At 58.2% G+C, this 26,510-nt stretch carries 21 protein-coding genes and 1 tRNA gene; 11 read left to right on the forward strand and 11 right to left on the reverse strand.

Annotation, left to right across the window (positions count from 1 at the left end):
• Nucleotides 1–26 precede the first annotated feature (26 nt).
• The 3 genes from C7477_RS13225 to C7477_RS13235 all read left to right on the forward strand — a co-directional run bounded on the left by C7477_RS13225 (nucleotide 27) and on the right by C7477_RS13235 (nucleotide 7,215).
• Nucleotides 27–1,130: an efflux RND transporter periplasmic adaptor subunit gene (locus C7477_RS13225; protein ID WP_110752882.1), complete on the forward strand. Its 1,104-nt coding sequence runs from the start codon at nucleotides 27–29 to the stop codon at nucleotides 1,128–1,130.
• Nucleotides 1,127–4,192, forward strand: coding sequence for an efflux RND transporter permease subunit (locus C7477_RS13230; RefSeq protein WP_110752884.1), 3,066 nt, complete (start codon nucleotides 1,127–1,129; stop codon nucleotides 4,190–4,192). The genes C7477_RS13225 and C7477_RS13230 overlap by 4 nt, the downstream gene beginning before the upstream one ends.
• Before the next feature lie 590 nt (nucleotides 4,193–4,782).
• Nucleotides 4,783–7,215, forward strand: coding sequence for a mechanosensitive ion channel family protein (locus C7477_RS13235; protein WP_181418416.1), 2,433 nt, complete (start codon nucleotides 4,783–4,785; stop codon nucleotides 7,213–7,215).
• A 46-nt stretch (nucleotides 7,216–7,261) separates the two neighbouring features.
• On the opposite strand, the gene C7477_RS13240 is transcribed toward C7477_RS13235, so the two are convergent.
• The 5 genes from C7477_RS13240 to C7477_RS13260 all read right to left on the reverse strand — a co-directional run bounded on the left by C7477_RS13240 (nucleotide 7,262) and on the right by C7477_RS13260 (nucleotide 14,445).
• On the reverse strand, nucleotides 7,262–8,212 hold the full coding sequence (locus tag C7477_RS13240; RefSeq protein ID WP_110752888.1) for a hypothetical protein: 951 nt from the start codon (nucleotides 8,210–8,212) through the stop codon (nucleotides 7,262–7,264).
• Nucleotides 8,213–8,320: 108 nt separating this feature from the next.
• The gene (locus C7477_RS13245; protein WP_110752890.1) at nucleotides 8,321–9,247 is read right to left on the reverse strand and encodes a hypothetical protein; all 927 of its coding nucleotides are present in this window, start codon (nucleotides 9,245–9,247) and stop codon (nucleotides 8,321–8,323) included.
• Between the two features lie 509 nt (nucleotides 9,248–9,756).
• On the reverse strand, nucleotides 9,757–11,142 hold the full coding sequence (locus C7477_RS13250; protein WP_110752892.1) for an aspartate aminotransferase family protein: 1,386 nt from the start codon (nucleotides 11,140–11,142) through the stop codon (nucleotides 9,757–9,759).
• Nucleotides 11,143–11,436: 294 nt separating this feature from the next.
• Complete coding sequence (locus C7477_RS13255; RefSeq protein ID WP_110752894.1) at nucleotides 11,437–11,964, reverse strand: hypothetical protein; 528 nt, start codon at nucleotides 11,962–11,964, stop codon at nucleotides 11,437–11,439.
• Nucleotides 11,965–12,120: 156 nt separating this feature from the next.
• Nucleotides 12,121–14,445 carry a DNA translocase FtsK gene (locus C7477_RS13260; protein ID WP_245411839.1) on the reverse strand — a complete coding sequence of 775 codons (2,325 nt, stop codon included), beginning with the start codon at nucleotides 14,443–14,445 and terminating at the stop codon, nucleotides 12,121–12,123.
• A gap of 495 nt (nucleotides 14,446–14,940) precedes the next feature.
• Between C7477_RS13260 and C7477_RS19435 the strand changes: the two genes are divergently transcribed.
• Both C7477_RS19435 and C7477_RS13270 read left to right on the forward strand, forming a co-directional pair.
• Nucleotides 14,941–16,404, forward strand: a complete 1,464-nt coding sequence (locus C7477_RS19435) for an N-acetylmuramoyl-L-alanine amidase (protein ID WP_342633279.1) — start codon at nucleotides 14,941–14,943, stop codon at nucleotides 16,402–16,404.
• A 131-nt stretch (nucleotides 16,405–16,535) separates the two neighbouring features.
• Nucleotides 16,536–16,718, forward strand: coding sequence for a DUF3606 domain-containing protein (locus C7477_RS13270; protein WP_110752898.1), 183 nt, complete (start codon nucleotides 16,536–16,538; stop codon nucleotides 16,716–16,718).
• Nucleotides 16,719–16,800: 82 nt separating this feature from the next.
• Here the strand turns inward: C7477_RS13270 and C7477_RS13275 are convergent.
• Nucleotides 16,801–16,877: transfer RNA gene (locus C7477_RS13275), tRNA-Met, on the reverse strand.
• A gap of 172 nt (nucleotides 16,878–17,049) precedes the next feature.
• Between C7477_RS13275 and C7477_RS13280 the strand changes: the two genes are divergently transcribed.
• Both C7477_RS13280 and C7477_RS13285 read left to right on the forward strand, forming a co-directional pair.
• Entirely contained in the window at nucleotides 17,050–18,012 is a 963-nt protein-coding gene (locus C7477_RS13280) for a Gfo/Idh/MocA family protein (protein ID WP_110752900.1), read from the forward strand.
• A gap of 203 nt (nucleotides 18,013–18,215) precedes the next feature.
• Nucleotides 18,216–19,340 carry a DegT/DnrJ/EryC1/StrS family aminotransferase gene (locus tag C7477_RS13285; RefSeq protein ID WP_110752902.1) on the forward strand — a complete coding sequence of 375 codons (1,125 nt, stop codon included), beginning with the start codon at nucleotides 18,216–18,218 and terminating at the stop codon, nucleotides 19,338–19,340.
• A 12-nt stretch (nucleotides 19,341–19,352) separates the two neighbouring features.
• On the opposite strand, the gene C7477_RS13290 is transcribed toward C7477_RS13285, so the two are convergent.
• Together C7477_RS13290 and C7477_RS13295 are read right to left on the reverse strand one after the other, a co-directional pair.
• Nucleotides 19,353–20,270, reverse strand: coding sequence for a coiled-coil domain-containing protein (locus tag C7477_RS13290; RefSeq protein WP_110752904.1), 918 nt, complete (start codon nucleotides 20,268–20,270; stop codon nucleotides 19,353–19,355).
• Nucleotides 20,271–20,347: 77 nt separating this feature from the next.
• The gene (locus C7477_RS13295; RefSeq protein ID WP_181418417.1) at nucleotides 20,348–20,944 is read right to left on the reverse strand and encodes a DUF1134 domain-containing protein; all 597 of its coding nucleotides are present in this window, start codon (nucleotides 20,942–20,944) and stop codon (nucleotides 20,348–20,350) included.
• A 285-nt stretch (nucleotides 20,945–21,229) separates the two neighbouring features.
• Here C7477_RS13295 and chpT point away from each other — a divergent pair, with 285 nt between their 5' ends.
• Both chpT and C7477_RS13305 read left to right on the forward strand, forming a co-directional pair.
• A complete protein-coding gene (chpT, locus tag C7477_RS13300; protein WP_110752907.1) occupies nucleotides 21,230–21,871 on the forward strand; it encodes a histidine phosphotransferase ChpT in 642 nt (213 codons plus the stop codon).
• An 83-nt stretch (nucleotides 21,872–21,954) separates the two neighbouring features.
• Nucleotides 21,955–22,323, forward strand: a complete 369-nt coding sequence (locus tag C7477_RS13305) for a response regulator (RefSeq protein WP_110752909.1) — start codon at nucleotides 21,955–21,957, stop codon at nucleotides 22,321–22,323.
• Between the two features lie 51 nt (nucleotides 22,324–22,374).
• On the opposite strand, the gene ctrA is transcribed toward C7477_RS13305, so the two are convergent.
• Nucleotides 22,375–23,076, reverse strand: coding sequence for a response regulator transcription factor CtrA (gene ctrA, locus C7477_RS13310; protein ID WP_110752911.1), 702 nt, complete (start codon nucleotides 23,074–23,076; stop codon nucleotides 22,375–22,377).
• A 508-nt stretch (nucleotides 23,077–23,584) separates the two neighbouring features.
• On the opposite strand from ctrA, the gene C7477_RS13315 reads away from it, so the two are divergent.
• A complete protein-coding gene (locus tag C7477_RS13315) occupies nucleotides 23,585–23,974 on the forward strand; it encodes a flagellar export protein FliJ (RefSeq protein WP_110752921.1) in 390 nt (129 codons plus the stop codon).
• 196 nt (nucleotides 23,975–24,170) lie between these two features.
• Here the strand turns inward: C7477_RS13315 and C7477_RS13320 are convergent, their stop codons facing one another.
• Both C7477_RS13320 and sciP read right to left on the reverse strand, forming a co-directional pair.
• Nucleotides 24,171–24,455: a GNAT family N-acetyltransferase gene (locus tag C7477_RS13320; RefSeq protein ID WP_110752923.1), complete on the reverse strand. Its 285-nt coding sequence runs from the start codon at nucleotides 24,453–24,455 to the stop codon at nucleotides 24,171–24,173.
• Nucleotides 24,456–24,709: 254 nt separating this feature from the next.
• The gene (sciP, locus tag C7477_RS13325; protein WP_068882250.1) at nucleotides 24,710–24,985 is read right to left on the reverse strand and encodes a CtrA inhibitor SciP; all 276 of its coding nucleotides are present in this window, start codon (nucleotides 24,983–24,985) and stop codon (nucleotides 24,710–24,712) included.
• A 330-nt stretch (nucleotides 24,986–25,315) separates the two neighbouring features.
• Here sciP and mnmA point away from each other — a divergent pair, with 330 nt between their 5' ends.
• Nucleotides 25,316–26,509: a tRNA 2-thiouridine(34) synthase MnmA gene (gene mnmA, locus C7477_RS13330; protein ID WP_181418418.1), complete on the forward strand. Its 1,194-nt coding sequence runs from the start codon at nucleotides 25,316–25,318 to the stop codon at nucleotides 26,507–26,509.
• The last annotated feature ends 1 nt before the right edge of the window (nucleotide 26,510 follow it).

The raw sequence follows: 26,510 nt of genomic DNA on the forward strand, positions 1-26,510 counted from the left end.
GCGTAATCTCCCCCCATGAGGGGGAGATGGCTGGCAAGCCAGAGGGGGGTATTACAAGCGGTTCCCTTAAAATAGGAATCGCGCTCACCTCCCTCCTCCTCGCCGCCTGCAGCGAACAGCATGAGCAGGCAGCGGAACCCGTCCGTCCCGTTCTGTACGTTAAGGCCGAACCGCAGGTGCAGCGCACCTATGGCTTCGTCGGCACGGTCGAGCCGCGCTACAGCACGAACCTCGCCTTCCGCGTGCTTGGGCGGATCATCAGCCGGGAGGGTGATGTCGGCGATCCGGTGAAGCAGGGCGAGACGGTTGCCACGATTGATCCGACCGCGCTTGATCTTTCCCTACAGGCGGCGCGGGCGGATCTGGCGAGCGCGGAGGCGCAGTTTTCCAATGCCTCGGCAGCGGAGGAGCGCCAGCGCGCGCTTCTGGAGCAGGGTAATCTTTCCCAGGCCATGTATGACGCCGCAACGCAGGCGCGGGACGCGGCGAGCGCCGGTGTAGAGAAGGCGCAGGCAGCGCTGAGCAAGGCTGAGGACCAGCGCGGTTATGCGCAGCTGAAATCGGATTTCGATGGCGTGGTGTCGCAGGTCGCCGCGCAGGTGGGGCAAGTGATTGCCGCCGGGCAGACGGTGATGACGATCGCGCGCTCCGATATCAGGGAGGCGGTGGTTGATATTCCCGATAGCATGATCGGCGATATTCCGGTGGGGGTGCCCTTCGACGTCATCCTGCAATCGGCGCCTTCCATTCAAGCGAGCGGCCAAGTCCGCGAGATCGCGCCGCAATCCGATCCCGTGACGCGAACGCGGCGTGTCCGCATTACGCTTGACAATCCATCGCCGGCATTCCGGCTGGGCTCGATGATCACGGCGGCGCGGGCCGTGTCATTACAGCCCGCGGTGGTGCTGCCGCTTTCGGCTCTGCTGGAAGAGAACGGCAAGACGTCGGTGTGGATCGTCGATCCGGCCACGCAAACCGTCGGCACGCAGGAGGTGAGGGTTCTGGCGCGCAACGGATCGAGCTTCACGGCGAGCGGTATTGCTGACGGCGCTTTGGTGGTGACGGCGGGCGTTCATAGCCTGAAGGCGGGCGAAAAGGTCACGCTTGATCAAGCAGGAGCAGAGCGGTGAAGAATTTCAATCTCTCCGACTGGGCGCTGAACCATCGTTCGCTTGTCTGGTATTTCATGCTGGTGTTCCTGATCGCGGGCGCGGTTTCCTATCTTGATCTGGGGCGCGAGGAGGATCCCGCTTTCACGATCAAGACCATGCTGGTGCAGGCTTACTGGCCGGGCGCCTCGGTCGATGAGACGATCAATCAGGTGACCGACCGCATCGAGAAAAAATTGGAGGAACTCGACGATCTCGATTTCACCCGTAGCGTCACGACGGCGGGAAAGACCATCGTCTTCGTCAACCTGAAAGCGACTACCCGCGGGCGCGATGTCGAAGAAACATGGGTGCGCGTCCGCAACATGATGAACGACATCAGGACGTCGTTTCCGGAAGGCGTTCTAGGACCATTTTTCAACGACCGGTTCGGCGATGTCTTCGGCAATATCTATGCCTTTACCGGCGATGGGCTGACACAGCGGCAATTGCGCGATTACGTCGAGGATGTCCGCACAAAGGTGCTGACCGTTCCCAATGCCGGTAAGGTAGAGCTCATCGGCGCGCAGGACGAGGCGATCTATCTGGAGTTCTCGACGCGGCAACTGGCGGCGCTCGGTCTTGACGAACAAGCCATCCTGCAGAGCCTGCAGGACCAGAACGCCATCACCCCCTCCGGGGTCATCGAGGCCGGCCCTGAGCGGGTGAGTGTGCGGGTGAACGGGCAGTTCACCTCGGAAGACAGTTTGCGCGCCGTTAATCTGAGAGTGAACGACCGCTTCTTCCGGCTGACGGATGTGGCGACCATCACGCGGGGTTATGTCGATCCGCCGGCATCGATTTTTCGCTTCAACGGTCAGGACGCCATCGGGCTGGCCATCGGCATGAAGCCGAACGGCAATCTGCTGGATTTTGGCGCTGCGCTTGAAAAAATGATGCACAAGGCCGTGGCGGAATTGCCTGTTGGCGTCGGGGTGCATCAGGTCGCAGACCAGCCGGTGGTGGTGGAGGAAGCGGTTTCCGGCTTTACCCGCGCGCTGTTCGAGGCCGTCGCCATCGTATTGGTCGTGAGCTTCATCAGTCTCGGCATCCGGGCCGGTTTCGTGGTGGCGCTTTCGATCCCGCTGGTGCTCGCCATCACCTTCCTGACGATGAGCTATCTCGACATCTCGTTGCAGCGCGTCTCGCTCGGCGCGCTCATCATCGCGCTGGGGCTTCTGGTGGACGACGCGATGATCGCGGTCGAGATGATGGTGGCGCGGCTGGAGATGGGGGATCCGCTCAACAAGGCGGCGACGTATGTCTATACCCACACGGCGTTTCCCATGTTGACGGGCACGCTGGTGACCATCGCCGGCTTCATACCGATAGGGCTCAATTCCAGCCAGGCGGGTGAATATACCTTCACGCTCTTCGTTGTCATCGCGGTTTCGCTGATCGTGTCATGGGTCGTGGCGGTGCTGTTTGCGCCGCTTTTGGGCGTGACCTTCCTGCCCGCGACGATGCCGCACCACGCGGAGAAGCCGCGCCGGTTCTTCATGGCGTTCTCGCGTGTGCTGCGTCTTGCGGTGCGCCATCATTGGCTGACCATCATTTTGACCGTGCTCGCCTTCGCGGTTTCGGTCTTCGGCATGCGGTTTATCGAGCAGCAGTTCTTTCCATCCTCTGATAGGCCGGAACTTGTGATCGACTGGAAGCTGCCGGAGTCGAGCTCCATCGAGGAGACGAAAGCGCAGATGGAACGCTTCGAGAAGGTGATGCTCGTGGGCAATCCCGAAATCGACCACTGGAGCAGCTATATCGGCCAGGGCGCCGTGCGTTTCGTGCTCACCTTTGATGTGCAACCGGCCAATCCCTATTTCGGCCAGATGATTATCGTCGCGAAGAATATCGAGGCGCGCAATCGGCTGAAGGCGCAGTTCGATGCGGCGCTGCGGAAGGATTTCGTCGGCACGGACACCTATGTGAAGTTCCTGGAGCTGGGGCCTCCCGTTGGCAGGCCGGTGCAGTACCGCATCGCTGGCCCGGATATCCAGATGCTGCGCAGCCTGTCGCAGGAACTGGCGGGGATCATGAGCGCAGATCCGCACCTGGGCATTGTCACCTATGATTGGAACGAGCCCGCCCGCATGGTCAAGGTCGATGTGATGCAGGACAAGGCGCGGCAACTTGGCATTACCTCCAAGGCAATCGCGACGACGCTCAACAGCGTTGTCGGCGGGGTCACCATCACGCAGGTGCGCGACGCGACCTATCTGATCAATGTGATCGCGCGGGCGGATGCCAAGGAGCGGGGCTCAATCGAAACGCTGCGCAATTTGCAGATCGCCACCGGCACGGGCGAATCCGTGCCGCTCGCCTCAATTGCCAATTTCCGCTATGAGCTGGAGCAGCCGGTCGTCTGGCGGCGCGACCGTATCCCAACCATCACCGTCTCTGCGGGTATCAACGATGGGGTGATGCCGATGACAATCGTCGAGGAACTGGCGCCGAAGGTCGATGCCTTCGCGGCCAAGCTTCCCGCGGGCTATTCCATCGAGACGGCGGGCACGGTCGAGGAAAGCGGCAAGAGCCAGGGGCCGATCATCGCCGTCGTGCCGCTGATGCTGTTCGTCATGGCGACGATCCTGATGTTTCAGCTGCAAAGCTTCCAGCGGCTTTTCCTGGTGGTCGCGGTGGCGCCGCTGGGGCTGATCGGCGTCGTCGCCGCGCTGCTTCCAAGCGGTTCGCCGCTGGGCTTCGTCGCTATTCTCGGCGTGTTGGCTCTCATCGGCATCCTGATCCGCAATTCGGTGATTCTCATCGTGCAGGTGGAGGATCTGATCAAGGAAGGCATGCACCCCTGGGACGCGGTGATTGAGGCGACGCAACACCGCATGCGGCCGATCGCACTGACGGCGGCGGCGGCGAGCCTGGCGCTGATCCCCATTGCTCGCGAGGTATTCTGGGGGCCGATGGCCTATGCCATGATGGGCGGTATCATTGCTGGTACGGCGATTACGCTGCTGTTCCTGCCGGCGCTATATGTTGCGTGGTTTCGTATCAAGGAACCGGAGGGGCTTGAAACTGAGCGGCTGGCGTAATACATTGGAGGAGCTAGAGACGGGAGTGTTATCTCCCGTCTCCGTTTACCTAAGAGACGAACTGAACCCGCACTTTCACTGTCCAGGTGGTGCGGGTTTTTCGTATCTCAAAGGTGATATTTATTGGTATTGACCATATTGGTGGTAACCACATCATATCTTCTCCAATCGAAGGCAAGGGCCTCTTGCCGTGGCTGGCGCTGCCAATCTTCGCCAGCGCGCCCCTGGACCGGCGCTTACTGCTTTCAACCTTCGACGCGATAAACGTAGCAGAGTCGGTTGCTTAGGTGGAGAGGTGTTTGGGGGGCTGAAAGATTTTTGACGGAATTAAAACAATGGTTTATCGATGAGTACTGTAACTATACTTTAAACAATATTTAAAATATATTATCTGTATGGAAATATAGTAAAGCTGAGTTAATATCGACATCAAAGGTCACGAGGGGCTTTTGATGTATGTATTAAAGAATACTCGCGAAGCATCTCGAAGGAATTGGCGTTTTGCTTTCCTTCTCTTATTACTTTCGCTCATAAGTCTCATGTTCCTCGTCTCCGAGGTTCAATCCCAATCGTCTACCGATTGGACGGGTGTGTGGAACACGAAATGGCCCAATGGCGCCGCGCCGATCACGCTCCAGCAAGAGGGCGCGGACGTGACCGGGCGCTATCCGCTCTATAATGGCCGCATCGAGGCCAGGGCTGTGGGGAGGCAGTTGATCGGACGCTGGACCGAGGGGAGCCGGCAGGGCGATTTCCTGTTTGTCCAGTCACCGGACGGATCCAGCTTCATGGGGCGCTTCGGAGATTCTACGGCGGAGTGGTGGACCGGGGTCCGGGCGGATGCCTCGCTTTATCAGAGCGTGCAGGTGGATCAATCGAGCCCGATGGCGGCCATGGGCACTTTTCTGAAGGCGATGAATGAAAGCGGCGCGGACAGTATCTCGCGCGGGGCTGGGGGCGGCATGGCGCTGGTCGGCAAGGCGGCGAGCGTTGTTGCCGTCAGCGATGCCGATCGCGGTGGCCTGAACATCAATGACTACATGCATGCGCTTTATGCGGTCATCGATAAATTGACCTTCCGCCTGGCGAGCCTGCCGCATGGGCGCGTTCAAGGCGAAGAAGCGACGGCGAAGCTCGGCCAGTTCGATACCAATGTGACGTTCGATACCGTCTTCCGGCGCGAGGGCGGCAAATGGTTCATTGCCGGGCCGGCGCTTCCCGTGCTGACGGCCAAGCTTGCGGAGCTTTCCAAGGCGCGCGGCGAGCCGGTGGACGCGGTGAGTGAGCCGGAGAAGCTCCGAACTCCCCGAGATGCCTTCAAGGTGCTGCTCGGCAGCTTCAGCGGCGGCAGCGATGCCCCGGCGGAGAGCGCGCTCAACCTGCAGGGCGTCAACGCGGCTGTTCGCGACGACGAAGCGCCGCTCTTCACCCGTTACCTGAAGAAGGTGATCGACCGGATCGGCTATGTCTACTGGCAGGAAATTCCTGATGATCCTAAAGCCAAGACGCCTTTCGTCTTTTTCCAGCACCCGGCGGGTAATATCGCGGTTGGCCCCGTCGAGACCGACAAAGGCATGATATGGCAGTTCACGCCGGATACGCTCCATCATATCCGCGCGCTTTATGCGGCGGTGGAGGATATGCCGGTGGCACCGGAATTCGCCGCAACGGCGGGGGATGATGCCTATTTCAAGGCGCGCTCTTTTGCCCGGTCGCTCAGCCCAACCCTGCTTAAGCGCGCGGGCCCGGTTGAATGGTGGCAATGGCTATCGCTTGGCATTCTGGGTGGCCTTGGCATCGTGTGCGGTTTTATCGTCAACGCCGTGCTTCGCATTTTTTCTCGCCGTAACACCGCTATTTCCACGGGTGAAACGACGCCGCTTTTACAAGTGCTGGCATGGCCGGTGCGCGCCATCTTGCTTGGGCTTTTCCTGCTTGCCGCGCTGCGCCTGTTGGGGCTGCCCGCGATGGTGGCGACCACAGTCAAGGGACTGGCCTGGGTGGCGATCCTCGCCGGCGCCGTTCCGGTTCTCTGGCATCTCGTGGGCACGGTTGCGGACGCCTACCGCCGCCGCTGGCCGGGACCCGGCTATCACGATACGCTGATCGCGCTTCTGACAGGCGTCGCACGCGCGGGTATTGTCATCGGTGCCATTCTCATGCTGGCGCAGGTGTTTTCGCTGCCCTATGAGCATGTGTTGGCGGGCCTGGGCATCGGCGGTCTGGCGGTGGCGCTCGCCGCGCAGCCGACATTGCAGAATTTCCTCTCCGGGCTCACGCTCTATGCCGACCGGCCGGTCAGTGTCGGCGATTTCTGCAAGTTCGACGATACGCTCGGCACGGTCGAGCATATCGGGATGCGTTCCACGCGGGTGCGCTCGCTCGATCGCACGGTTATTTCGGTGCCGAACTCGGATTTCGCCGACATGAAGATCGAAAATTATGCAAGGCGCGACCGCACCCGGTTCAACACGACACTGCAATTGCGGTCCGAGACGACGGCGGACCAGTTGCGCTATGTGCTCACCCAATTGCGTCAACTCTTCATCGCGCATCCGCGCGTGACGGAAGATCCGCATGTGCGCTTCGCCGGTTTCGGCGACTATTCGCTCGATATCGAGATTTTCGCCTATATCAAGACAGCCGATAATGCTGAATTCCTGGCGATACGCGAGGATATTCTCCTGCATATCATGAAGATCGTGGATGACGCCGGCGTTCAGTTCGCGTTCCCATCATCAGTCCAATACGGCCTGGACGATCTTCCGCTCGACAAGGCAAAGCAGGCGGAAGCGGAAAAAAGGGTGGCGGCATGGCGCCGCGCCGAAAAGCTGCCATTCCCGGATTTGCCCGAGGAAGACAAGGCGCGATTAAGCGATACGCTTGCCTATCCGCCGGAGGGTTCGGTGCAGCCTTCCCCGGAACAGGGGGTGAAAAAGACCAAAAGTGCTTTGCGCAATAAGCACCAGTCTCGCTGGGGACTTTTCGGGGCAAGCCGGGAAAGCCCACGACGCGGGCGATAAGGTGACCCACGCATTGAAGTGGATCACCTTGTCGTCGATATTCAAGTTACGAGGTTGTTGCAGCCCGGTATACGCAGCAAGTAATATTCGTACTCGAGGACAGTCCCACACCGGTTCCGGGCGCCCGCAGGATGGGGAGGCTCGGCAAATCCGATTTTAATTCCTTTCGCGGGATCCACTTGTTGGGGGATTCTTCCGTGTATGTATACCACAGCGTGGTGCTGCCTTCACTGTCCCCGTATACACAAAACAGCACGTTTACATTCGGTGTAACGGAAGTGCTTTTTATATTGACGAGGGCCGGCTCGCAATCGCTGTAATGCCCCATTGCTGTTGGGCCGTTCCAGCTCGTTCCGTTGGTGCTGGTTATGGCGTAAAGGCCCTTATCGTTTTGGCCGCGGAACACACACCATAGTTGATTATTGAATACAGCCAGTGCCGGCGCCTTGGACGTGTAGTAATTGCCGCCCATGTTTACGGAATACCAGTTTTGACCGTTGCTGCTCGACATGAGGACCAAGCGGTTTGACACAGCGGCCATACACCACAGCGAACCGTTGAAAAACGTCAATGCCGGGGCAAAACCTGCTCTGGAAATGATGGGCTGGGCATTGCTCCAGTCTATGCCGTTGCTGCTGTACGTGACCCATATGTGAGCATCTGTGCCAAGATAGGCGCAGTATAGCTGATTATTCATAGCAGCCAGCGCAGGGCCGGCGACACTTTGCTGACCGCCGGGAACCGTCCCTATGCTTGTCCAGTCGGCGTTGAGGCCAGCGTTGTCGGCGGGCAAGGTCCAATCCCGTAACGACGTATCCGCTCCACCGCCACGATGCATGCACCACACCTTGTTTTGAAACTCGGTCAAGGCCGGCGCGGCGGCGCTGGTGGCGGGATTTGTAGGAGTGGCAATCAGATTCTTCGGCGGGAACCAGACCATGGTATCATCAATGACGGAAGGAGAAACTGCTAAGGTAGATTTAAGGTTGTCGCTCATGGTAATATTCCTTGTTTATAAAGTATTGTTGTTCAATAACTAGAATTGATAGTGGAGTATAATGGTGCGGTAGCGGTGTTCACCGTCGCCACTATTGACGTTAAATATTCACACAGCTGCGCTTCGGAATACGCATGTGAGTATTCTATTGTGCACAACTACCCCGACGCCGGTGCCTTTCGCGCGCTTGATGGTGTCCCCTGTTATTTTCTTGGGTTCTGTCCAACCGCTGGGACCCGCATCTTCGGTGTATGTGTAATACAGTGAAGGATCGCCATTGCTGTCTCCGTATAGACACAACAGCCGGTCTGGAATCTGGCTATTATCACCGGCGACAAAGACAAGCGCCGGCTCGCAGTCTGTGGTATGTCTTGGGATCGGTTTCGCCGCTGTCCAGGAGGCTCCATCGCAGGTCATATAATACAGGTTTTTATCGTCGAGGCCGCGGAATACGCACCACAGCTTATCATGGAATACAGCTAATGAAGCCGCCTTGGAAGTATGGTTTGTGCCCATAGGTACAGCGGTCCAGTGCTGGCCGTCGCTGCTTTTCAATCCGATCAAGCGATTTTTATCCCAGGACAGGGTGGTTACACACCACAGCGCGCCTTTAAACAAAGTCATTGCCGGGGCAAAGCTCGCTTTGGAACTGACGGCGAGGGGATTGCTCCAGTATATGCCATCGGTGCTGCTGGTAATATAGGTATCGGTATCGGTACCGGTATAGGCGCAGTATAGCTTATCGCCGTTCGGCACATTCGGGCCCAGCATAGCCAGCGCTGGGCCGTAAACGCTCTGCTGGCCTCCGGGAACATTCGTTTCCGGACTCCACTGTTGGTTAGCGTAAATATATTGCAAGTGGAATAGCTCCTGGTTGACCCCGGGTCCGCGGTGCATACAGAAGGCGGTATCCTTAAAGATAGTCAGGGCCGGCGCGGCGGCGCTGGCAATGGGGCTGGGAAAATCATTTACCTGCCAGTCGATGCGGTCGAAGATAAAAGAGGGGGTGGTTGAATATTGTAGAGTGTCGCTCATGGTAATATTCCTTGTTGTTAAAAGATTAAAAATACATATTCAGCATATTTAAGGATTTACTTGTTTTTTGGGTGACCGAAAATTCCTCCTTTATCGTAATGGCTACTTTTTCAGGGGCGTACCTGAAATCGTCTCACACGCTGGGGCGGACGATGAAAACATTTTCCTCGTAGTGCGCCAGCCCGACGGCGGTGCCGGGTGCGCGTTTAACTCCGGGGATGACTTGAGGCGAATGGATTGGGGGCGCCCTCCCCGAAAACAGCAGTAAAAAATAGATAATGGCCTTGGAAGCTCAATAGTCTTAAAATTTTTTCAGACAACAACCTCCTCATGCGGCGCCATAGACGCAGAAAGCCGTGTTTTAAAAACCCGATGGTTCGTAATTTTACACCGGCGCAATCATATCTGTGGTTGCTGAAAAGTCAACACAATTTACCGCTGATTGTATTGCCGGAAAGCGTCGGGCTGCGCTGCGTACTTCACAGCAAAGACGATACTCAACATAGGCATCAAGCCTTGCCATTGTCGATCGTCGCGTTCACCGCGTCGAACGATGCTTCGACGATATCGAATATTTCGTCTATCTGTGCCTCGTTGATGATCAGCGGCGGGCAGAAGGCTATCGTATCGCCCAGATTGCGCGCGATCAGGCCGCGCTCGTGCATGGCGCGGTTGAGTGCGGCGCCAAGCGCGCCCGGCTTCTCCGCGAAGGCTGCGTGATAGGTTTCGAGCGCGCCGATGAGGCCGACGCCGCGCGCTTCCACGGCCAGTGGGTGGCTTTCCAGAGCGCGCAAGCGCGAGAGAAAATGCGGGCTAAGCGTCCGCACATTGCCGACCAGATCGCGTTCCTCGATGATGGCGAGGTTTTCGAGCGCGACCGCCGCGGCTACGGGATGGCCGCTGGCGGTGAAACCATGGCCGAAGGTGCCGATGAGGGCGGATTCGTCGGCGATCGGCTGATAGATGCGGTCATTGATGAGCACGGCGGAGATCGGCAAATAAGAAGACGAGAGCTGCTTGGACAGTGTCATGATGTCGGGCTCGATTTCATATTTCGTCGAGCCGAACATCTCGCCCGTGCGGCCAAACCCGCAGATGACCTCATCGGCGATCAGCAGGATATCGTATTTCTTCAAAACGGCCTGGATCGCCTGCCAATAGCCTGACGGAGGCACGATCACGCCGCCGGCGCCTATCACCGGCTCGCCGATGAAGGCGGCGACGGTATCCGGCCCTTCGGCCAGGATCAGGCTTTCGAGATCGTTGGCGCAGCGCTGGGAGAATTCGAGTTCGCTCTCGCCGGGGACCGCGCCCGCACGGTAATGCGGGCATGTGGTATGGAGGATGCCGGGCATAGGCAGATCGAAGGCACGGTGATTGTTAGGAAGGCCTGTGAGGCTGGCGCTTGCGAGCGTCACGCCGTGATAGCCCTTAAGGCGCGAGATGATTTTCTTCTTTTCCGGCTTGCCCAGCGCATTGGAGCGATAGCGGACGATCTTGACCACAGTGTCGTTGGCCTCGGAGCCGGAATTTGTGAAATAGGCCTTCGACATCGGCACGGGTGCCATGGCGATCAGCTTTTCAGCCAGGTCAACCGATGGGCCATGCGTCTTCTGCGTGAAAGTGTGGTAATAAGGCAGCTTGGCCATCTGGCGCGTCGCGGCCTCGACCAGCCGCTTTTCGCCGAAGCCGACAGCGACGCTCCAAAGCCCTGCCATGCTCTCGATATAGCGCTTGCCATTGTTGTCGAAGACATAAACGCCTTCGCCGCGCTCTATGACAAGGGAGCCTTCGGCCTCCTGCTTGCGGGCGTTGGTGTAGGAATGGAGCTGATAGGCGATGTCTTTGGCTTCGATGGAATTTGGGGCTTCGGTGGAACTAGGCTGATGGGACACGGCGCTGCACCTTGCGATTTGATTTATGGCCCAAAATAGCCCAGTGCCGTGTGGCAGGGAAGGGCGGGAGACGGGTATTTCCGCGCAATCAGCCAGCGAGGGCTGTAATGGGGCTGGAAATTACTTCTGGATGTGAATCAGAAAATTGCACTAATGCTTTGATTTTGAAGTCTATACTCTGGAGTACATGAGTATATATTATAGCTAAATCTGTATATGAACTAGAGTATTCAAATATATCACAGTTTAACTAAGATGGTAAATCAAGTATACTCCTTATGTATACATATTGTCTCAACAGCTTCCATCAATGCAGCGTTTTGCCTTACTGGGCACCAGAGTCGCGCCTTGGCCGATCATGGGAGCAGGGCGGGCCGGGCGGGCATCATCCGGGCGAGCCGGATTGAGCCGTTGGATCGGCAGGCCGGGAATAGAGGCTGGGCTGGCTGGAGTGGCCGGAACGATTGCGCCCTGACCGATCATCGGAGCGGGGCGGCCGGGGCGGGTGTCATCCGGGCGCGCCGGGTTGAGTGGCGGAAACCGGCGGCCGGGAATATAGGCGGGACGAGATGGAGTCGCCGGAACAGTGTAGGCGGGGCGGCTGGGGATGGACCACTGACGCCAGGAGTTGCGGCCATAATAGAAGCCGTCGTCATAATAGCCGCCATAAGCTGGCCCGTAATAGCCATCATACGCGGGGCCATAGCCATCATATGCAGGGCCGTAATATCCCGCGTAATAGCCTGTTTCAGTCACGCAGCCTGACAGCGCCAGACCGGCAACGCAGATCACTGCGGCAATGGCTACTGATTTTCCCGGCATGGTCCTGCCTCCAAATATCAAAAAATATGGAGCGCCCGTGCCGTTCGGCAATCCTTGGCGAGAGGGCCTCGCCTTAAAGTGATTATGATTTTCATAAAAAAACCCCGCCGAAAGGGCGGGGCTGAAGGGTTTAATGGAATGACTCTGGTCGCGGTTTTACGAGAGGATTTCCCGCTTGCCGACATGGTTGGCCGGGCCGACCAGGCCTTCCTTCTCCATCCGTTCGACCAGCGAGGCGGCGCGGTTGTAGCCGATGCCCAGGCGGCGCTGGATATAGGAGGTGGAGCATTTCTTGTCGCGCATGATGAGCTTGATGGCTTGCTCGTAGAGATCGCCGTCGCCATCTTCCGCCGCCATGGCGCCCTTGTCGAACACGGCGCTGTCTTCCGGCTCGGCTGCCTCTTCGTCTTCATCCGCCGTGACGGTGTTGAGATATTCCGGGCGGCCCTGTGTCTTCAGATGCCGGACGACCTTCTCTACTTCCTCGTCGGAGACGAAGGGTCCGTGGACGCGGGCGATGCGCCCGCCGCCGACCATGTGCAGCATGTCGCCCTGGCCGAGCAGCTGTTCGGCGCCCTGTTCGCCAAGGATGGTGCGGCTGTCGATCTTCGAGGTCACCTGGAAGGAGATGCGCGTTGGGAAGTTCGCCTTGATCGTGCCGGTGATGACATCGACCGAGGGGCGCTGAGTCGCCATGATCAGATGGATGCCGGCGGCGCGGGCCATCTGGGCGAGACGCTGGATCGCGCCTTCGATTTCCTTGCCGGCGACCATCATGAGATCGGCCATCTCATCGACGATGATCACGATATAGGGCATCGGCGAAAGGTCCATCTCTTCCTGTTCGAAGAGGGTTTCGCCGGTGTTCTTGTCGAAGCCGGTCTGGACTGTGCGCATGATCGCCTCGCTCTTCTCCTTCGCGATGGCGACGCGGCTGTTGAAGCCGTCGATGTTGCGCACGCCGACCGCCGACATCTTGCGATAGCGGTCCTCCATCTCGCGCACCGCCCATTTGAGGGCCATCACGGCCTTCTTCGGGTCGGTGACGACAGGGGTGAGGAGATGCGGGATGCCGTCATAGATCGACAGTTCCAGCATCTTCGGATCGACCATGATGAGGCGGCATTCTTCCGGCGTCATGCGGTAGAGGAGCGACAGGATCATGGTGTTGATGGCGACGGACTTGCCCGAGCCGGTGGTGCCGGCGACGAGCAGGTGCGGCATCTTGGCGAGTTCGGCGACGACGGGCTCGCCGCCGATGGTCTTGCCGAGGCAGAGCGCGAGTTTATAACCTGAGGACTGGAAGTCCTGCGAGGTGATCATCTCGCGGAAATAGACCGTCTCGCGATTGGCGTTGGGCAGTTCGATGCCGATGACGTTGCGGCCCGGCACCACGGCGACGCGGGCCGACAGGGCCGACATCGAGCGGGCGATATCGTCCGCAAGGCCGATGACGCGTGAGGATTTGATGCCCGGCGCGGGCTCGAATTCATAAAGCGTGACCACGGGACCGGGGCGGACGTGGATGATCTCGCCCTTGACGCCGAAATCCTCCAGAACGCTTTCCAGCAGGCCAGCCTTGCGTTCCAGCATCTCCTGCGTGATGACCTCGCCGGTCTGCGCGGGCGGCTCCTGCAGCAATTCGACCGGCGGCAGTTCATAGCCGAATTCGCCTTGGGCGCCCATGAGGCGGAGCTCCATGCGGGCCGAGGCGAAGGGCTGCTCCTTGCGCGGCATGGTGACCGGGGCGACGCGTACGGTTTCGACTACGGCTGCGGGCGCTTCATTCTCCGATTCGTCAGATTCATCGATTTCGTGCGGCGCGGTCATTGTTTCCGGCTCGAACACGATGCGCTGCGTCTGGTTCTCCACGGGTGTTTCGAGCGAGGGCGCCTCGGCGGCAATCGTTTCCGGAGCGGTCTCGATGGTGGTGGAAGTCACAGGCACCGGCGCGGCATGCTCCGGCGCACCGGACTGCTTGTTCCATTCCCTCACGCGGAACAGGTCGGTGATTGCCGTGGGCGCGGCCTGCGGCTTCGGACGGGCAGGAACCACGGCTGGCGCGGAGGGCAACTCACCGAAGAGATCGATCGATTCCCAAAACGCGAAATCGGACAGATGCGCGAAAGGCGCGTTCTGCTGGCTGGGGGACGGCATCTCGCTTGCGGGAGCCGGTATTGCCTGCGGCATCATTACGGGCGTTTCTTCCTTCGATATTGGGGCGGCGACCATAGGCTTGGGCGCAGGGGCGGGTGCAGCAGGCTGGGAAGCGCGCGCGCTTACCACCGGCTTTGCCGGCACATCCTTCTTCGGTCGCACCAGATCATTTGCCCGCGGATCGACCGGCGGGGTCTTGGTTTTCGCCAATTCGATTTCCGGCGTGCGGGTGAAGCGGACATTTTCCGCGAGCGAGAACGCGTGCTTCCACACTGGCGGATAGCCGGAATCGGTTGAGCTTCCAGGGCGCGCGCTCGGTGTCATCGCCGCCAGCTGAACGGGGCGCGTGGTGACTGAAGCCGGTTGCGCCGGTCGGGGTTTGACCGGCTGGAGCTGAACAGGGCGCAAGGGCTGGTAGACGCCCGGCGCGGTCTGGCGGACTGCTTGCCCGCGATATCCCGAGGGAACATGCGAGGCGGTGACGGATTCGGGAGCGACGGCATGTGTTTCAACTGCCGCGAAAGACTCGGGCATTTCAGCGCCTTCGTCGTAATCATCTGAATTTATAGGGAAATTTGTTCTCTGGATACGCATGACACCCTGCAACCCGCAAATATGAGATCGCCTGCTTGGCTTACATCAATCAATAAAAAATGAAGGTTAATAGTGTCCTTAAGCGGGGACGAATAAAGGGGGAGGGGGGCCGATTGAGGTCTCGCGGGTATTGGTGTTGTATTCTCGCTATGGTAGAGTTTTCCGGTTTATAGCTCACAAAAGGTTGTGAGAGGCGGCGTGTTTTGAACAAGGAGGGGAGACACCATGAGCAATGGGAATAAAGACAGGCAGGATCAGGCCGGCACGATTACGATCTGGTCCCCGGACGCGGATAATCCCGGTGGCGGTTCTCTTTCCGCGCAGGAGTGGCATGTTTTTCAAGTGACCTATATGCGTGGCAGCACGCCTGTGCCCAACTGGCCGATGACTTGGAATCTTTCCATTTCAGGCGGAGACATTGTTCTTGCGACATCGAATGGTAGGACAGGCCCCGATGGAACGGTGACGAATGCCATTCGGGGCACGCAGATCGGCTCATCAGGCATGGTACGGGTTACGGCTGATGGAACCACTGACAGCAGCGATTGGGTCCCGGTCTTTTTCGGTCCCACCAACTCGAATATCCCTGGACAGGGAAGCATGGCCATTACATCCGCGGATGGGCAGACCATGTCGCTTGCCAACAAGCATCAACTGTCGGTCACATACAAAGATACCAATGGTCTGCTCATACAAGACGGCACTGAAGTCACCTGGACAGGCTATCCCTCCGGTCGTCTGGAGTTTTTTGACAGTCAGGGGACTGCTACAAGCACATCGACGACGTTGAACGGGGTGGCTACCATCCAGGTCAAAGCGTCGGGCGCCCTCGACATACCGCTTGCGGTGATCACCACGACCGCCATCAATCCGGTATCGGGCGTGCATGACCACGCGGATCACGATCTCGCGGTAGGCTTTCAAACCGCGCCCGGCCAATATCCGATCGAGTACCACAAATATCGATCCATCGTCAGCTATAATGATCGCGTCCGCTTTCTGATCATGCATTACACGGCGGAGAATTTCGAGGATTCGATCCGGGATCTCACTGTAGGCCGCAGTGTGCATTATGTGGTGCCGGACCCGACCGATCTCAGCTATCAGAATGCCGGCTATGCCAGCATCCAGATTTTCAATCTCGTTGATGAGGCCGAGCGCGCGTGGCACGCGGGCGTCAGTAACTGGAAAGACCGCAGCAATCTCAACGATACTTCCATCGGCATTGAAAACGTCAATCTTGCGAACGACACCAATTTCCCCGATTACAATCCGCAACAGATGGATGCGCTAAAACAGCTGGCCCTCAACATTCTCCAGCGTTATCCCGACATCACCCCGACCAATGTCGTGGCCCATTCCGACATCGCCTGGGAGCGCAAAAGCGATCCGGGGCCAAAATTTCCGTGGAAAGCCTTTTACGAGGCGGGTATCGGCACCTGGTACGACGACGCGACCAAACAAAAATATGTCGATCTTTTCAATACCAATGGATTGCCCGCGCAGGCCGATCTGCTCAAGCGCTTGCGCACCTACGGATACAACGTCGCGGCTGCCACAACCGACGCGAAATATCAGCAGCTCGTCCGCGCCTTCCAGCTCCATTTCCGGCCTGAAAACTATAATGGCGTCATGGATGTAGAGACGGCTGCGGTTCTCTATGCGCTCGTTGAAAAGTATTACAGCTGAAATCGGGCGGGCTTCGAGCCAGTTTTGATGGTTGATACTGTATTGATAAATATAATTTAAGTATACTGCAGGTAATAATTTCCCTTGCCCGGCGCATTTGACAGTGACGGGGTCAGTTTTGGAGAATGAACATGACGGACCATAAGGACAAGCATAAGCAGGATAGACGGCGTATTGCGGAAAGCCAGCCATATGAAGTCGGCTACTTCCGCAAAAAGCACGGACTATCCCAAGATGCTGCGCGCAAGATCATAGAGGCTACGCACGGTGACCGGAAAAAGGCCAACGAAATGGCGGAGAAGTGGAGGAAGTAGATTCGCTCCCGACGCTGCCATATCTAACCAGCCGAACCGCTGTGCCGACATGCTCAAAGGAGGGCTTCGTCATGGGGATAGGTGGTAGCGAAGGAGGGATTCGAACCCCCGACACAAGGATTATGATTCCTCTGCTCTAACCTACTGAGCTACTTCGCCCCAAGTGCCGCATCCTTGACAAGTCGGTGTGTCAGAATGGGTTGTTCTCACCGGGAACGGCGCGGGTATAAGGTGGGGTGTGGGGCGCTGTCAAGCGTTCTTGATCGCCTGTGACACTTGTCTTCCTTCTTTTGCACCGATAAGGGAAGGGCCAAATCGAAGGCAAGAGTTGATGGCACCGCGTATTGCAGTATTGGGTTGCGGCTATTGGGGCAGCAATCATATCCGTACATTGAAGTCTCTCGGCGCGCTTTATGCCGTTGCGGATCAGAACAACGATCGCGCCGCGGGTTTCGCGGCGGAGCATGGCGTGCTCGATATCGAGGTCGAGGAGCTCTTCACCCGTAAGGATGTGGATGCCATCGTGCTGGCGCTGCCGCCGCAGTACCATGCGGAATATGCTATTCATGCCGTGACCAATGGCAAGGATGTGCTGGTCGAAAAACCGATCGCGCTGACGGTAGCCGATGCGGAAGCCGCGGTAAATGCGGCGCGAGACAATGGCCGCATTTTCATGGTCGGCCATGTACTCCGCTTCCATCCGGCTTTCGAGAAGCTTCTCGAACTGGTGCAGGCGGGCGAATTGGGCGAGGTGCGCTATATCCATTCGCACCGCATAGGACTTGGTAAATTCCACACGGAAAACGATGCGCTGTGGGATCTCGCGCCGCACGACCTTTCCATGATCCTGGCTTTGACCGGCACCGCGCCCATCGAGGTGCGGGGCGAGGGAGCGGCGCTTCTCGATCATTTGAGTGATTTCGCGCATTTGCACCTGAAATTCCCTGATAATGTGAGCGGCCACCTTTTTGCTTCACGGCTCAATCCCTATCGCGAGCGTCGTCTCACCGTGGTGGGCACCAAGGCGATGGCGGTGTTCGACGATGTCGAGCCATGGGAGCGCAAGCTCGCCGTTTATCGTCATGCGGTCTGGCAGGACAATGGGCAGTGGGCGTTCACCGCCGAAGAGCCGACCTACATACCGGTGGGCGAGGGAATGCCGCTCACCCGCGAATGCCAGCATTTTGTCGATTGCATCGAGACCCGCGCCAAGCCGCGCACCGATGGCGAGGAGGCGATCAACGTGCTGCGGATTCTAACCGCCGGCACGGTCACTCACGACAGGCAGCGTTAAGCAAACTACGAAAATTCAGCTGCCGGCAAAGTCCAGACACAGGGATGTGATCGGCAAACCGTGACAACAGCCTCAAGCGTTGTTACACACCCGATCAATCTTTGAACGGTGGCCTGATGGAAGCCGCCTGGATGAGGCGCTAGACAAATTTCACGGGATTCACGCGGGTTCGGGCCGCATATCAACCGTTTATTGGAGCAGACATGCAATTTATTGATCTGGCGGCGCAACGCGAGCGTATCGGCGACCGGTTGAACACAGCCATCGCCAAAGTGGTGGCCGACGGGCGTTATATTCTTGGCCCCGAAGTTGGCGAGTTCGAAAAGAAACTTGCCGATTATGTCGGCGTCGAGCATGTGATCGCATGCGCCAATGGCACGGATGCGCTGCTGATGCCGTTGATGGCGCGCGGGATCGGGCGGGGCGATGCGGTCTTCTGTCCGAGCTTCACCTTCGCGGCGACCGCTGAAGTGGTGGCGCTCGCCGGCGCGGAGCCGGTCTTTGTGGATGTCGATCCGGACAGTTATAATATGAATGTCGCGCAGCTTGAGGCGGCGATTGCCGAGGTTCGCAGGGAAGGGCGTCTGCAGCCGAAGGCGATCATTCCAGTTGATCTCTTCGGTCTTGCCGCAGAGTATAACGCGATGATGGCGCTGGCGGAGCGCGAAGGGCTGTTCGTCATCGAGGATGCGGCGCAGTCCATCGGCGGCAAACGTGACAATGTGATGTGCGGCGCGTTCGGCCATGTCGCCGCGACCAGTTTCTATCCGGCCAAGCCGCTTGGCTGCTATGGCGATGGCGGCGCGATGTTCACCAATGATGGCGAACTGGCGGAGACGCTGCGCTCGGTGCTGTTCCACGGCAAGGGCGAAACTCAATATGACAATGTCCGCATCGGCCTCAACTCGCGCCTCGACACCATCCAGGCGGCGATCCTGATCGAGAAGCTCGCCATTCTTGAAGACGAGATGGAAGCCCGGCATGTCGTAGCGAAGCGGTATGCGGAGGGGCTGAAGGATGTGGTGAAGGTTCCGCATCTGCCGTCGGGATATCGTTCCGCATGGGCGCAATATTCCATCGAGAGCGAGAATCGTGACGGCCTGAAGGCGCATCTTACGGCGGCGGGAATTCCATCGGTGATTTACTATGTGAAGCCGTTGCACCTGCAGACGGCCTATAAGCATTATCCGGTGGCCCCCGGCGGTTTGCCTGTGTCCGAGGCGTTGCCCAATCGCATCCTGAGCCTTCCGATGCATCCTTATTTGAGCGAAGCCGATCAGGATCGCGTTATCGATGCCATTGCGGAGTTTCATGGGAAGAAGGGGTAGCGTACTTCCCCTTTACTCCCCCTTCTTCTGACGGATGCGGCCGGCGAGGCTGTCCTTGCCGCTTCCGTCTTGCGGCTCCGGCTGTTCCAAAGCGTGATGGATCGGGGATTGGGGACCTTCACGCTCGGCGGCAAGCGCGACCACATCGGCCGCGAGTTCGCGCATCTCCTCGCGCAGCCGTGCATCCGCTTTCAGCTGGGCGGGTGCGGGCTTGGCACCCCCCTTTTTCAGCGCGGCCAGTTCGCCTTCACGCCGCTCCAGCTTTTCCCGGACATCAGTCAAATCGGTGAGCAGGCGCGCCAGCCGCTTTTCCAGCGCGGCGTTGCGCTTGTGCTCGCTCGCGAGCTCCGCGCGGGCGGATTTTGCCTCCGCGGATAATTCGCGTTGCGCGGCCTCGATGGTCCGGCGGTGATGCCGCATGTCGTCCAGTTCTCCCATCAGCTTTCCCAACTCGGTTTCGCGCACGGCGATTTCTATGCGCAGCGTGTCCGCGTGGCTTGAAAGCTCGCCATGGCTGATCTGCAATGTCTCCAGTTCAGTCTTGAGCTGTTCGAGGCTATGTTCCGCTATTGCCAGCGCGCTTGCGGCTTCTTCCCATTCGTTCTGGCGCTTGCGCAATTCCCGCACTTCGCGCTCCACCTGGGAGAGGCGCCGCAGTTTTTCGTAATTGACGGCGAATTCCAGCTTCTGTTCGGCATGTTTCTCGCCAAGCGCGCGCAGCCGCATTTCCAGTTTGCGGACCGCCATGGCATGTTCCGCGCGCAGTGCGTCCTTGTCGGCGCCAATTTCGTTGAGCGTCAGCGGAACTTCGGTTTCGATGCGCCGCTTGGTGAGCAGCTCCGCGCGCCGCCATATGGACGGCGCGATGAGTGCCACAAGAAATGTGGCACTCAGGAAGCCGAGAATGAAAAAAAGAGCAGACTCGATCACTTCCTAGGACCCAAGGCCGGTTTTGCCTGTTTGGCACAGAATGACACAGGCGCGTGCGGTAATCCAGCGCCGGCGCGTCAGAATGGATTCCAGGTTGGGGATGGCGTCAGTTTGAGGTAGCCGATATTGACGCCGAGGCGCGCGCCGACACCGGTACGTATCGGTACGAGCAGCATGTTCTGACGTTTCAGCACGTTGAATCCGACGCCGGCGATGACATAGGCCGAACCGGAAACGCCGGCATAACGGCCATACATGTTCTGCACATCATCGAGATTATAGACGAGCATCATGACGCGCGAACCCTGGCCGCCGAAATCCCAGCCGATCGAAGGGCCCTGCCAGAAGGTCTTATGGTCGCCCGCGTTTTTGGTATAGAGCGTTCCCTCGCCATAGGTGAGGCCGCCGATGAGCGCGCCGGAACCTTCCTCGCCCAGGATATAGCCGTTGGGCAGGCCATGGCTTTGGAAAACCTTCTCGATCGCCGTTGCGAGGCCGCCGGAGGCCGAGCCAAAGAAGCGATGGCCGGAATCGACGATTTCCTGCGCCGTGAATGTGTCGTTAGCGCGCGCGGGCAGGGCGAACATGAACGCCCCCATCAGCAACGCGACGAAGGCCGCCGCAATCCGCAGGCGGGGAAACGGCTGGATTTTGGACAGGGATAGTGAGGCCAATTCAAATTTCCTTCTGGCTGCTCGCTTCTCCGTCTGACGCTCCTGAGGGTATATGCGGATCTTGCGTCCGCTTGGTCGAATCGCCGTTATCAAACAACGATATGATTTCGAAAGTCCTTACGTTCCGATCTTGGCGATTCGATGACTGGTTCCTTCGGCGCTTCGTATCTTGGAATGGACGAAATGAGGGCTTTCCTTGCCGTCGCCAAAAGGGCTGTGTATCCAGAGGTTGAATAAAGCCGGGCGATTCGGCCCGGAACAATCATGCTGTCCGGAGATATGTATATGTCCTTGCCCGTTGTGCTTTCCGCCGCCGATCTTGCCGCGCTTTTGTGCAGCCGGATCTGCCACGACATTATTTCGCCTGTCGGAGCGATCAATAACGGCCTCGAGCTTCTGGAAGAGGGCGGCGCGGACGAGGATGCGATGAACCTTATCAAGGCGAGCGCGCGCAACGCGTCCGCCCGGTTGCAGTTTGCTCGCATTGCCTTCGGCGCCGCCGGCTCCGCCGGGGTGCAGATCGACACGGGTGACGCGCAGAACGTGGCGACTGAATATATGAAGGGCGAGAAGGCCGAATTCACCTGGAGCGGCAATCGCGTGCTTCTGCCGAAGAACAAGGTCAAGCTTCTGCTCAACATGATCCTTATCGGCAATGGCGCAATTCCCCGCGGCGGCTCGCTCACGGCGGCTATCGAGGACGCCGAGGCTGATGCGCGTTTCGTCATCACCGCCAAGGGGCCGATGCTCCGCGTACCGCCGAAATTCCTGGAGCTGCATAGCGGAAAGGCGCCGGAAGAGGCGGTCGATGCGCATTCCGTGCAGCCTTATTACACGCTGCTTTTGGCTCAGGAATCGGGAATGACGATTTCCATCAATGCCACTGGGGAAGAGATTATCTTCACGGCTGCATCGACAGCGGGATAGCTAAAACTTTACCTTCCGGCTTTGGCGTTTTTTCACGCGCAGCAATTAGGTTGCGTCCCTAAGGAATAGAGGGGACGCAACACATGACGCGCTGTTTGATCGTGGACGATTCACCGGTAATAAGAAAAGTCGCCAGACGGATATTGTCCGATGGCGCGATTGAGATCGCGGATGCGGCGAATGGTTCACAGGCCATCGAGCAGTGCATGGCTGAAATGCCCGACGTCGTCCTGCTCGATAGCGAGCTGCCCGATCTGCCGACGCTCGAAATCATCGATGCGATAAGGGAACTGCCCGGCGGAAAGGCAGCCCGAATCATGCTCTGCCTCAACGAGTTGGATCTGACGAAGATCATGCGCGCCAAGCGCGCCGGCGCTTGTCATTATATGCTTAAACCGTTCGACCGGCCTTATCTGATGGCGCAATTCGCCGGCTGTCTCAAGGCTGCTTGAAATGAAAAAAAGCCCCGGATGGGGCTTTTAACCATGGAACAGCGGGCGCTATCAGGCGATTTCGCGCATCTGGTCCGCATCGGGCTCACGAAGCACATAACCGCGACCCCAGACGGTTTCGATAAAGCTCTGGTTACCGGAGGCGGCGTCGAGCTTCTTGCGCAGCTTGCAGATGAATACGTCGATGATCTTGAGTTCCGGCTCGTCCATCCCGCCATAGAGATGGTTCAAGAACATTTCCTTGGTCAGCGTGGTGCCCTTGCGCAAGGACAGAAGCTCCAGCATCTGGTATTCCTTGCCGGTCAGATGCACGCGCTGGCCGCCGACTTCCACCGTCTTGGCGTCGAGATTGACGATGAGATCGCCCGTGGTGATGACAGACTGCGCATGGCCCTTGGAGCGGCGGACGATGGCATGAATGCGGGCGATCAGCTCGTCCTTGTGGAACGGCTTGGTCATGTAATCATCCGCGCCGAAGCCGAGGCCACGCACCTTATCCTCAATACCGGCCATGCCGGAAAGAATCAGGATAGGCGTCTTGACCTTGGACAAACGCAGGGTACGCAGAACCTCGTAGCCGGACATATCCGGCAGGTTGAGATCGAGCAGGATGATATCGTAGTCATAAAGTTTGCCGAGATCGACACCCTCTTCGCCGAGGTCCGTCGTGTACACATTGAAACTTTCCGACTTGAGCATCAATTCGATGCTCTGCGCCGTCGCACTATCGTCTTCAATCAAAAGGACGCGCATCTTTTTAAAATCCTCTTTTCCGCCGCCGAACAGGTTTAGCCCTCAAAGCAGCACACGGAACAGTCGTTGCCTTTGTATGAAGGTTGCCAGCAAATGGTTAACAAAATCTGATTCCGCTTGGCAAGGGAGTTTGGATTTTAATTAAAAATTTGCCGTATTTTGCTGATTCACCTCGCAAAATTCCATGCCGGAAATTTTAATTTCCACATTAAGAATCCCGCCTAAGCGATTCAATCGACTCAGTGTTTTCCTGTTGCTGGAAAGCCACACCGGATTTACCGAGCCTTAAGTCCTAACGCCTATGATTAACGCTGCTCGTAAAAAAAAGGTTACCGAACGGACAAACCTTTAATTTTTTGTTGCGTTTTGGGGGATCGATTCCGATGCGCGACTGACCGGGCGGCCCGAAAAGGTATTTCGGGCGGATTTTTAAGGGTGGAGCGTCCGCGTCGCGTCAAACAGATGCGCGGCTGCTTCCCGGGGGATCGGTGTTCAAGGAGTAATGCGTATGAAACCGCGTGAGAGCCTCGTGAGGCTTAAACTGTTCCAGGTGAAGGAAAAGCGTCGGCAGCTTGGCCAGCTTGATCTGATGATGGGCGAATTCGAGCGCATGGCAAGCGAACTCGACGCGCAAATTCAATCGGAAGAGAAAAAGGCGGGCATCACCGATATGTCGCATTTCGCCTATCCGACCTTCGCCAAGGCCGCGCGCCAGCGCCGCGACAATCTTTTCGGGTCAATCCGCGATCTGATAGCGCAGAAGGAAGCCGCCGAGGCGTCTCTTGCGGAAGCGGAAGCGGAATTGGCCAAGGCGGAAGCGCTGGAGACACGCGACGGCAAGGTTCGCGATACCGAAGAACGGCCGGCAGCGCCAGACCGGCGCGCGATGATTGGTTGAGGCGCTCTTTCTCCTTCCCCCTTGCGGGGTAGGTGCCCGCGGAGCGGGCGGATGGGGGTGGTGACGTTTGCGCTTTTTCTGGAGACAATGGCGTAAACGTCACCACCCCCACCCGACCCGGAGCCTGTCCTGGGCTTGCCAAAGGCAAGACCCGGGAGGCCACCCTCCCCGCAAGGGGGAGGGAAGGCGCATACCATCACCGCTCCTGAATCACGTCATTCCAATCGGGATGGCGCTGGGCCTGGGCGCGCACGAAGGGGCAGAGCGGCACGATCTTCCAGCCACCCCGACGTGCGTCTTCCACCGCGTGGTGCGTTAGCGCCACGCCAACACCCTGGCCGCGCAACGCATCGGGAACGCCGGTGTGGTCCACGATGATGAGCCCGGGATTGACCCGCGAAAAAGTCATCTCCGCCCTATGGCCGCCGATTTCCGCGACATAACGGCCGCCGCTGCCGGTTTCCTCTTTACGGATCGTCATCTTTTCACTCACGGCGGCCTCCCATTTTTGGTTTCTTGTACGTAAGGTCCGGACGGAAAGCCCGGCTCCCGCTTTTTCTGGACTTGCTTGAATAAACTAACGCGCAAACCAAAAATGGCCAGCCCCAAGGGGCCGGCCATCCGGTAATTGTTGAAGTTGTTCAATGGCTAGATAATCATCGATATTGCCTGATCACTGCGTAAATCATGCAGCAATCCAAAAGTGTTCGTGCGTCCGATTGAACGCACGGCGCTCTAATGGCGATATTGCTGAATACGGGTCGTCCGAAGACCTGCGAGACCATGCTCGTCGATCGAGGACTGCCAGGACAGAAATTCCTCCACCGTCAACGTATAGCGCTGACATGCTTCCTCAAGGCTGAGGAGGCCGCCGCGCACGGCAGCGACAACCTCCGCCTTGCGGCGAATGACCCAGCGCCGCGTGTTGGCGGGCGGAAGATCGGCAATGGTCAGCGGACTGCCATCAGGGCCGATAACATATTTGACTCGTGGTCTTACCAGATCGGTCATTGTACTCTCTACACAACACTCAAGGACCTAATCGCAGTTCACGATAATGACACAGCTTTAAAATTTGCCTAAGCTGCTGGTAATACACTGGTAACGAAACGTGCTCCTGGTTTTAATATTTTTTTATTCAATTTCAGCATGTTAGCCAAAAATGCCCGTCTGGTCACAAATCAAGGCGGCGTCTTGGCAAACAGGTGCCATTCGGCTTATATAAGAGGCAGAAAAAAGTCTTGTGTAGCGCGTGATCTTGTCCGAAAAGTCTGCAACTTTTTGGGATCATGCTCTTTTCTCAATAAAAAATGGGCGCTTGCCCAAAGCTGAGATCCGCTCATGATGTTGAACAGCCTCGATCTGCCGGGAAAGCCGGAAGACACCCGCATCGTCGTCGCCATGTCGGGCGGGGTCGATTCGTCCGTTGTGGCGGGAATACTGAAGCGCGAAGGCTATGATGTTGTCGGCGTGACGCTGCAGCTCTACGATCATGGCGCGTCGGTGCATCGCGCCGGTTCGTGCTGCGCGGGGCAGGATATCGAGGATGCGCGCCGCGTCTGCGAAGCCTTGAGCATTCCGCATTATGTGCTCGATTATGAGGCGCGCTTCCGCGAGGCGGTGATCGATCCCTTCGCCAACAGCTATGTCAGCGGCGAGACGCCGATCCCTTGCGTTTCCTGCAACCAGACGGTCAAGTTTGCCGACCTTCTGCAGACGGCGCAGGATCTGGGCGCGGCGGCGCTCGCCACCGGGCACTATATTCGCAGCCATGCCAATGGCGCGCATCGTTCGCTTTATCGCCCGGTCGATACGGATCGCGACCAGAGCTATTTCCTGTTCGCGACCACGCAGGAGCAGATCGATTACTTACGTTTCCCGCTCGGTCATCTGCCGAAGGCGCAGGTGCGGGAGATGGCCGAGGAAATGGGGCTCGTCGTCGCCAAGAAGCAGGACAGTCAGGACATCTGCTTCGTTCCGCAGGGAAAGTATTCCGACATCATCGCCAAGCTGAAGCCGGAAGCGGCCAATCCCGGCGAGATCGTCCATATGGATGGGCGGGTGCTGGGCCATCACGAGGGCATTGTTCATTACACGATCGGCCAGCGCCGTGGTATCGGCGTGGCAACTGGCGATCCGCTCTATGTGGTGCATCTCGATGCTGCGCAGGCGCGCGTGATTGTAGGTCCGCGCGAGGCGCTGGAGACGCACAAGGTCTATCTCCGCAAGGTCAACTGGCTCGGCGACGGCGCGCTCGAAGATATTCCGGAATCCGGCTTCGAAGTCTATGCGAAAGTCCGCTCCACCCGGCCGCCGCGTCCGGCGGTGCTGCACCACGCTAATGGCGAGACCTGGGTCGAACTGGTCGATGGCGAAAGCGGTATCGCGCCGGGACAGGCCTGTGTGCTTTATTCCGACGACAGCAACACCGCGCGCGTTTTCGGCGGTGGCTTTATTGGACGGTCGGAACGCTCCCGGCAGGCGGAAGAGATGCTACGCCGCCTGGCCCAGGCGCCAAACGCATCCGCGGCTTGAT

Origin of the sequence: Paramesorhizobium leguminum, assembly GCF_003217235.1 — a bacterium.
In the GTDB taxonomy this organism is placed as follows: domain Bacteria; phylum Pseudomonadota; class Alphaproteobacteria; order Rhizobiales; family Rhizobiaceae; genus Paramesorhizobium; species Paramesorhizobium leguminum.

What these genes read in the sequence shown, in the direction of transcription:
- C7477_RS13225 (WP_110752882.1), top strand. Translation starts at nt 27, where the DNA reads ATGGCTGGCAAGCCAGAGGGGGGTATTACAAGCGGTTCCCTTAAAATA.
- C7477_RS13240 (WP_110752888.1), bottom strand. Translation starts at nt 8,212, where the DNA reads ATGAGCGACAACCTTAAATCTACCTTAGCAGTTTCTCCTTCCGTCATT.
- C7477_RS13245 (WP_110752890.1), bottom strand. Translation starts at nt 9,247, where the DNA reads ATGAGCGACACTCTACAATATTCAACCACCCCCTCTTTTATCTTCGAC.
- C7477_RS13255 (WP_110752894.1), bottom strand. Translation starts at nt 11,964, where the DNA reads ATGCCGGGAAAATCAGTAGCCATTGCCGCAGTGATCTGCGTTGCCGGT.
- C7477_RS13260 (WP_245411839.1), bottom strand. Translation starts at nt 14,445, where the DNA reads ATGACACCGAGCGCGCGCCCTGGAAGCTCAACCGATTCCGGCTATCCG.
- C7477_RS19435 (WP_342633279.1), top strand. Translation starts at nt 14,941, where the DNA reads ATGAGCAATGGGAATAAAGACAGGCAGGATCAGGCCGGCACGATTACG.
- C7477_RS13270 (WP_110752898.1), top strand. Translation starts at nt 16,536, where the DNA reads ATGACGGACCATAAGGACAAGCATAAGCAGGATAGACGGCGTATTGCG.
- C7477_RS13280 (WP_110752900.1), top strand. Translation starts at nt 17,050, where the DNA reads ATGGCACCGCGTATTGCAGTATTGGGTTGCGGCTATTGGGGCAGCAAT.
- C7477_RS13285 (WP_110752902.1), top strand. Translation starts at nt 18,216, where the DNA reads ATGCAATTTATTGATCTGGCGGCGCAACGCGAGCGTATCGGCGACCGG.
- chpT (WP_110752907.1), top strand. Translation starts at nt 21,230, where the DNA reads ATGTCCTTGCCCGTTGTGCTTTCCGCCGCCGATCTTGCCGCGCTTTTG.
- C7477_RS13305 (WP_110752909.1), top strand. Translation starts at nt 21,955, where the DNA reads ATGACGCGCTGTTTGATCGTGGACGATTCACCGGTAATAAGAAAAGTC.
- ctrA (WP_110752911.1), bottom strand. Translation starts at nt 23,076, where the DNA reads ATGCGCGTCCTTTTGATTGAAGACGATAGTGCGACGGCGCAGAGCATC.
- C7477_RS13315 (WP_110752921.1), top strand. Translation starts at nt 23,585, where the DNA reads ATGAAACCGCGTGAGAGCCTCGTGAGGCTTAAACTGTTCCAGGTGAAG.
- C7477_RS13320 (WP_110752923.1), bottom strand. Translation starts at nt 24,455, where the DNA reads ATGACGATCCGTAAAGAGGAAACCGGCAGCGGCGGCCGTTATGTCGCG.
- sciP (WP_068882250.1), bottom strand. Translation starts at nt 24,985, where the DNA reads ATGACCGATCTGGTAAGACCACGAGTCAAATATGTTATCGGCCCTGAT.
- mnmA (WP_181418418.1), top strand. Translation starts at nt 25,316, where the DNA reads ATGATGTTGAACAGCCTCGATCTGCCGGGAAAGCCGGAAGACACCCGC.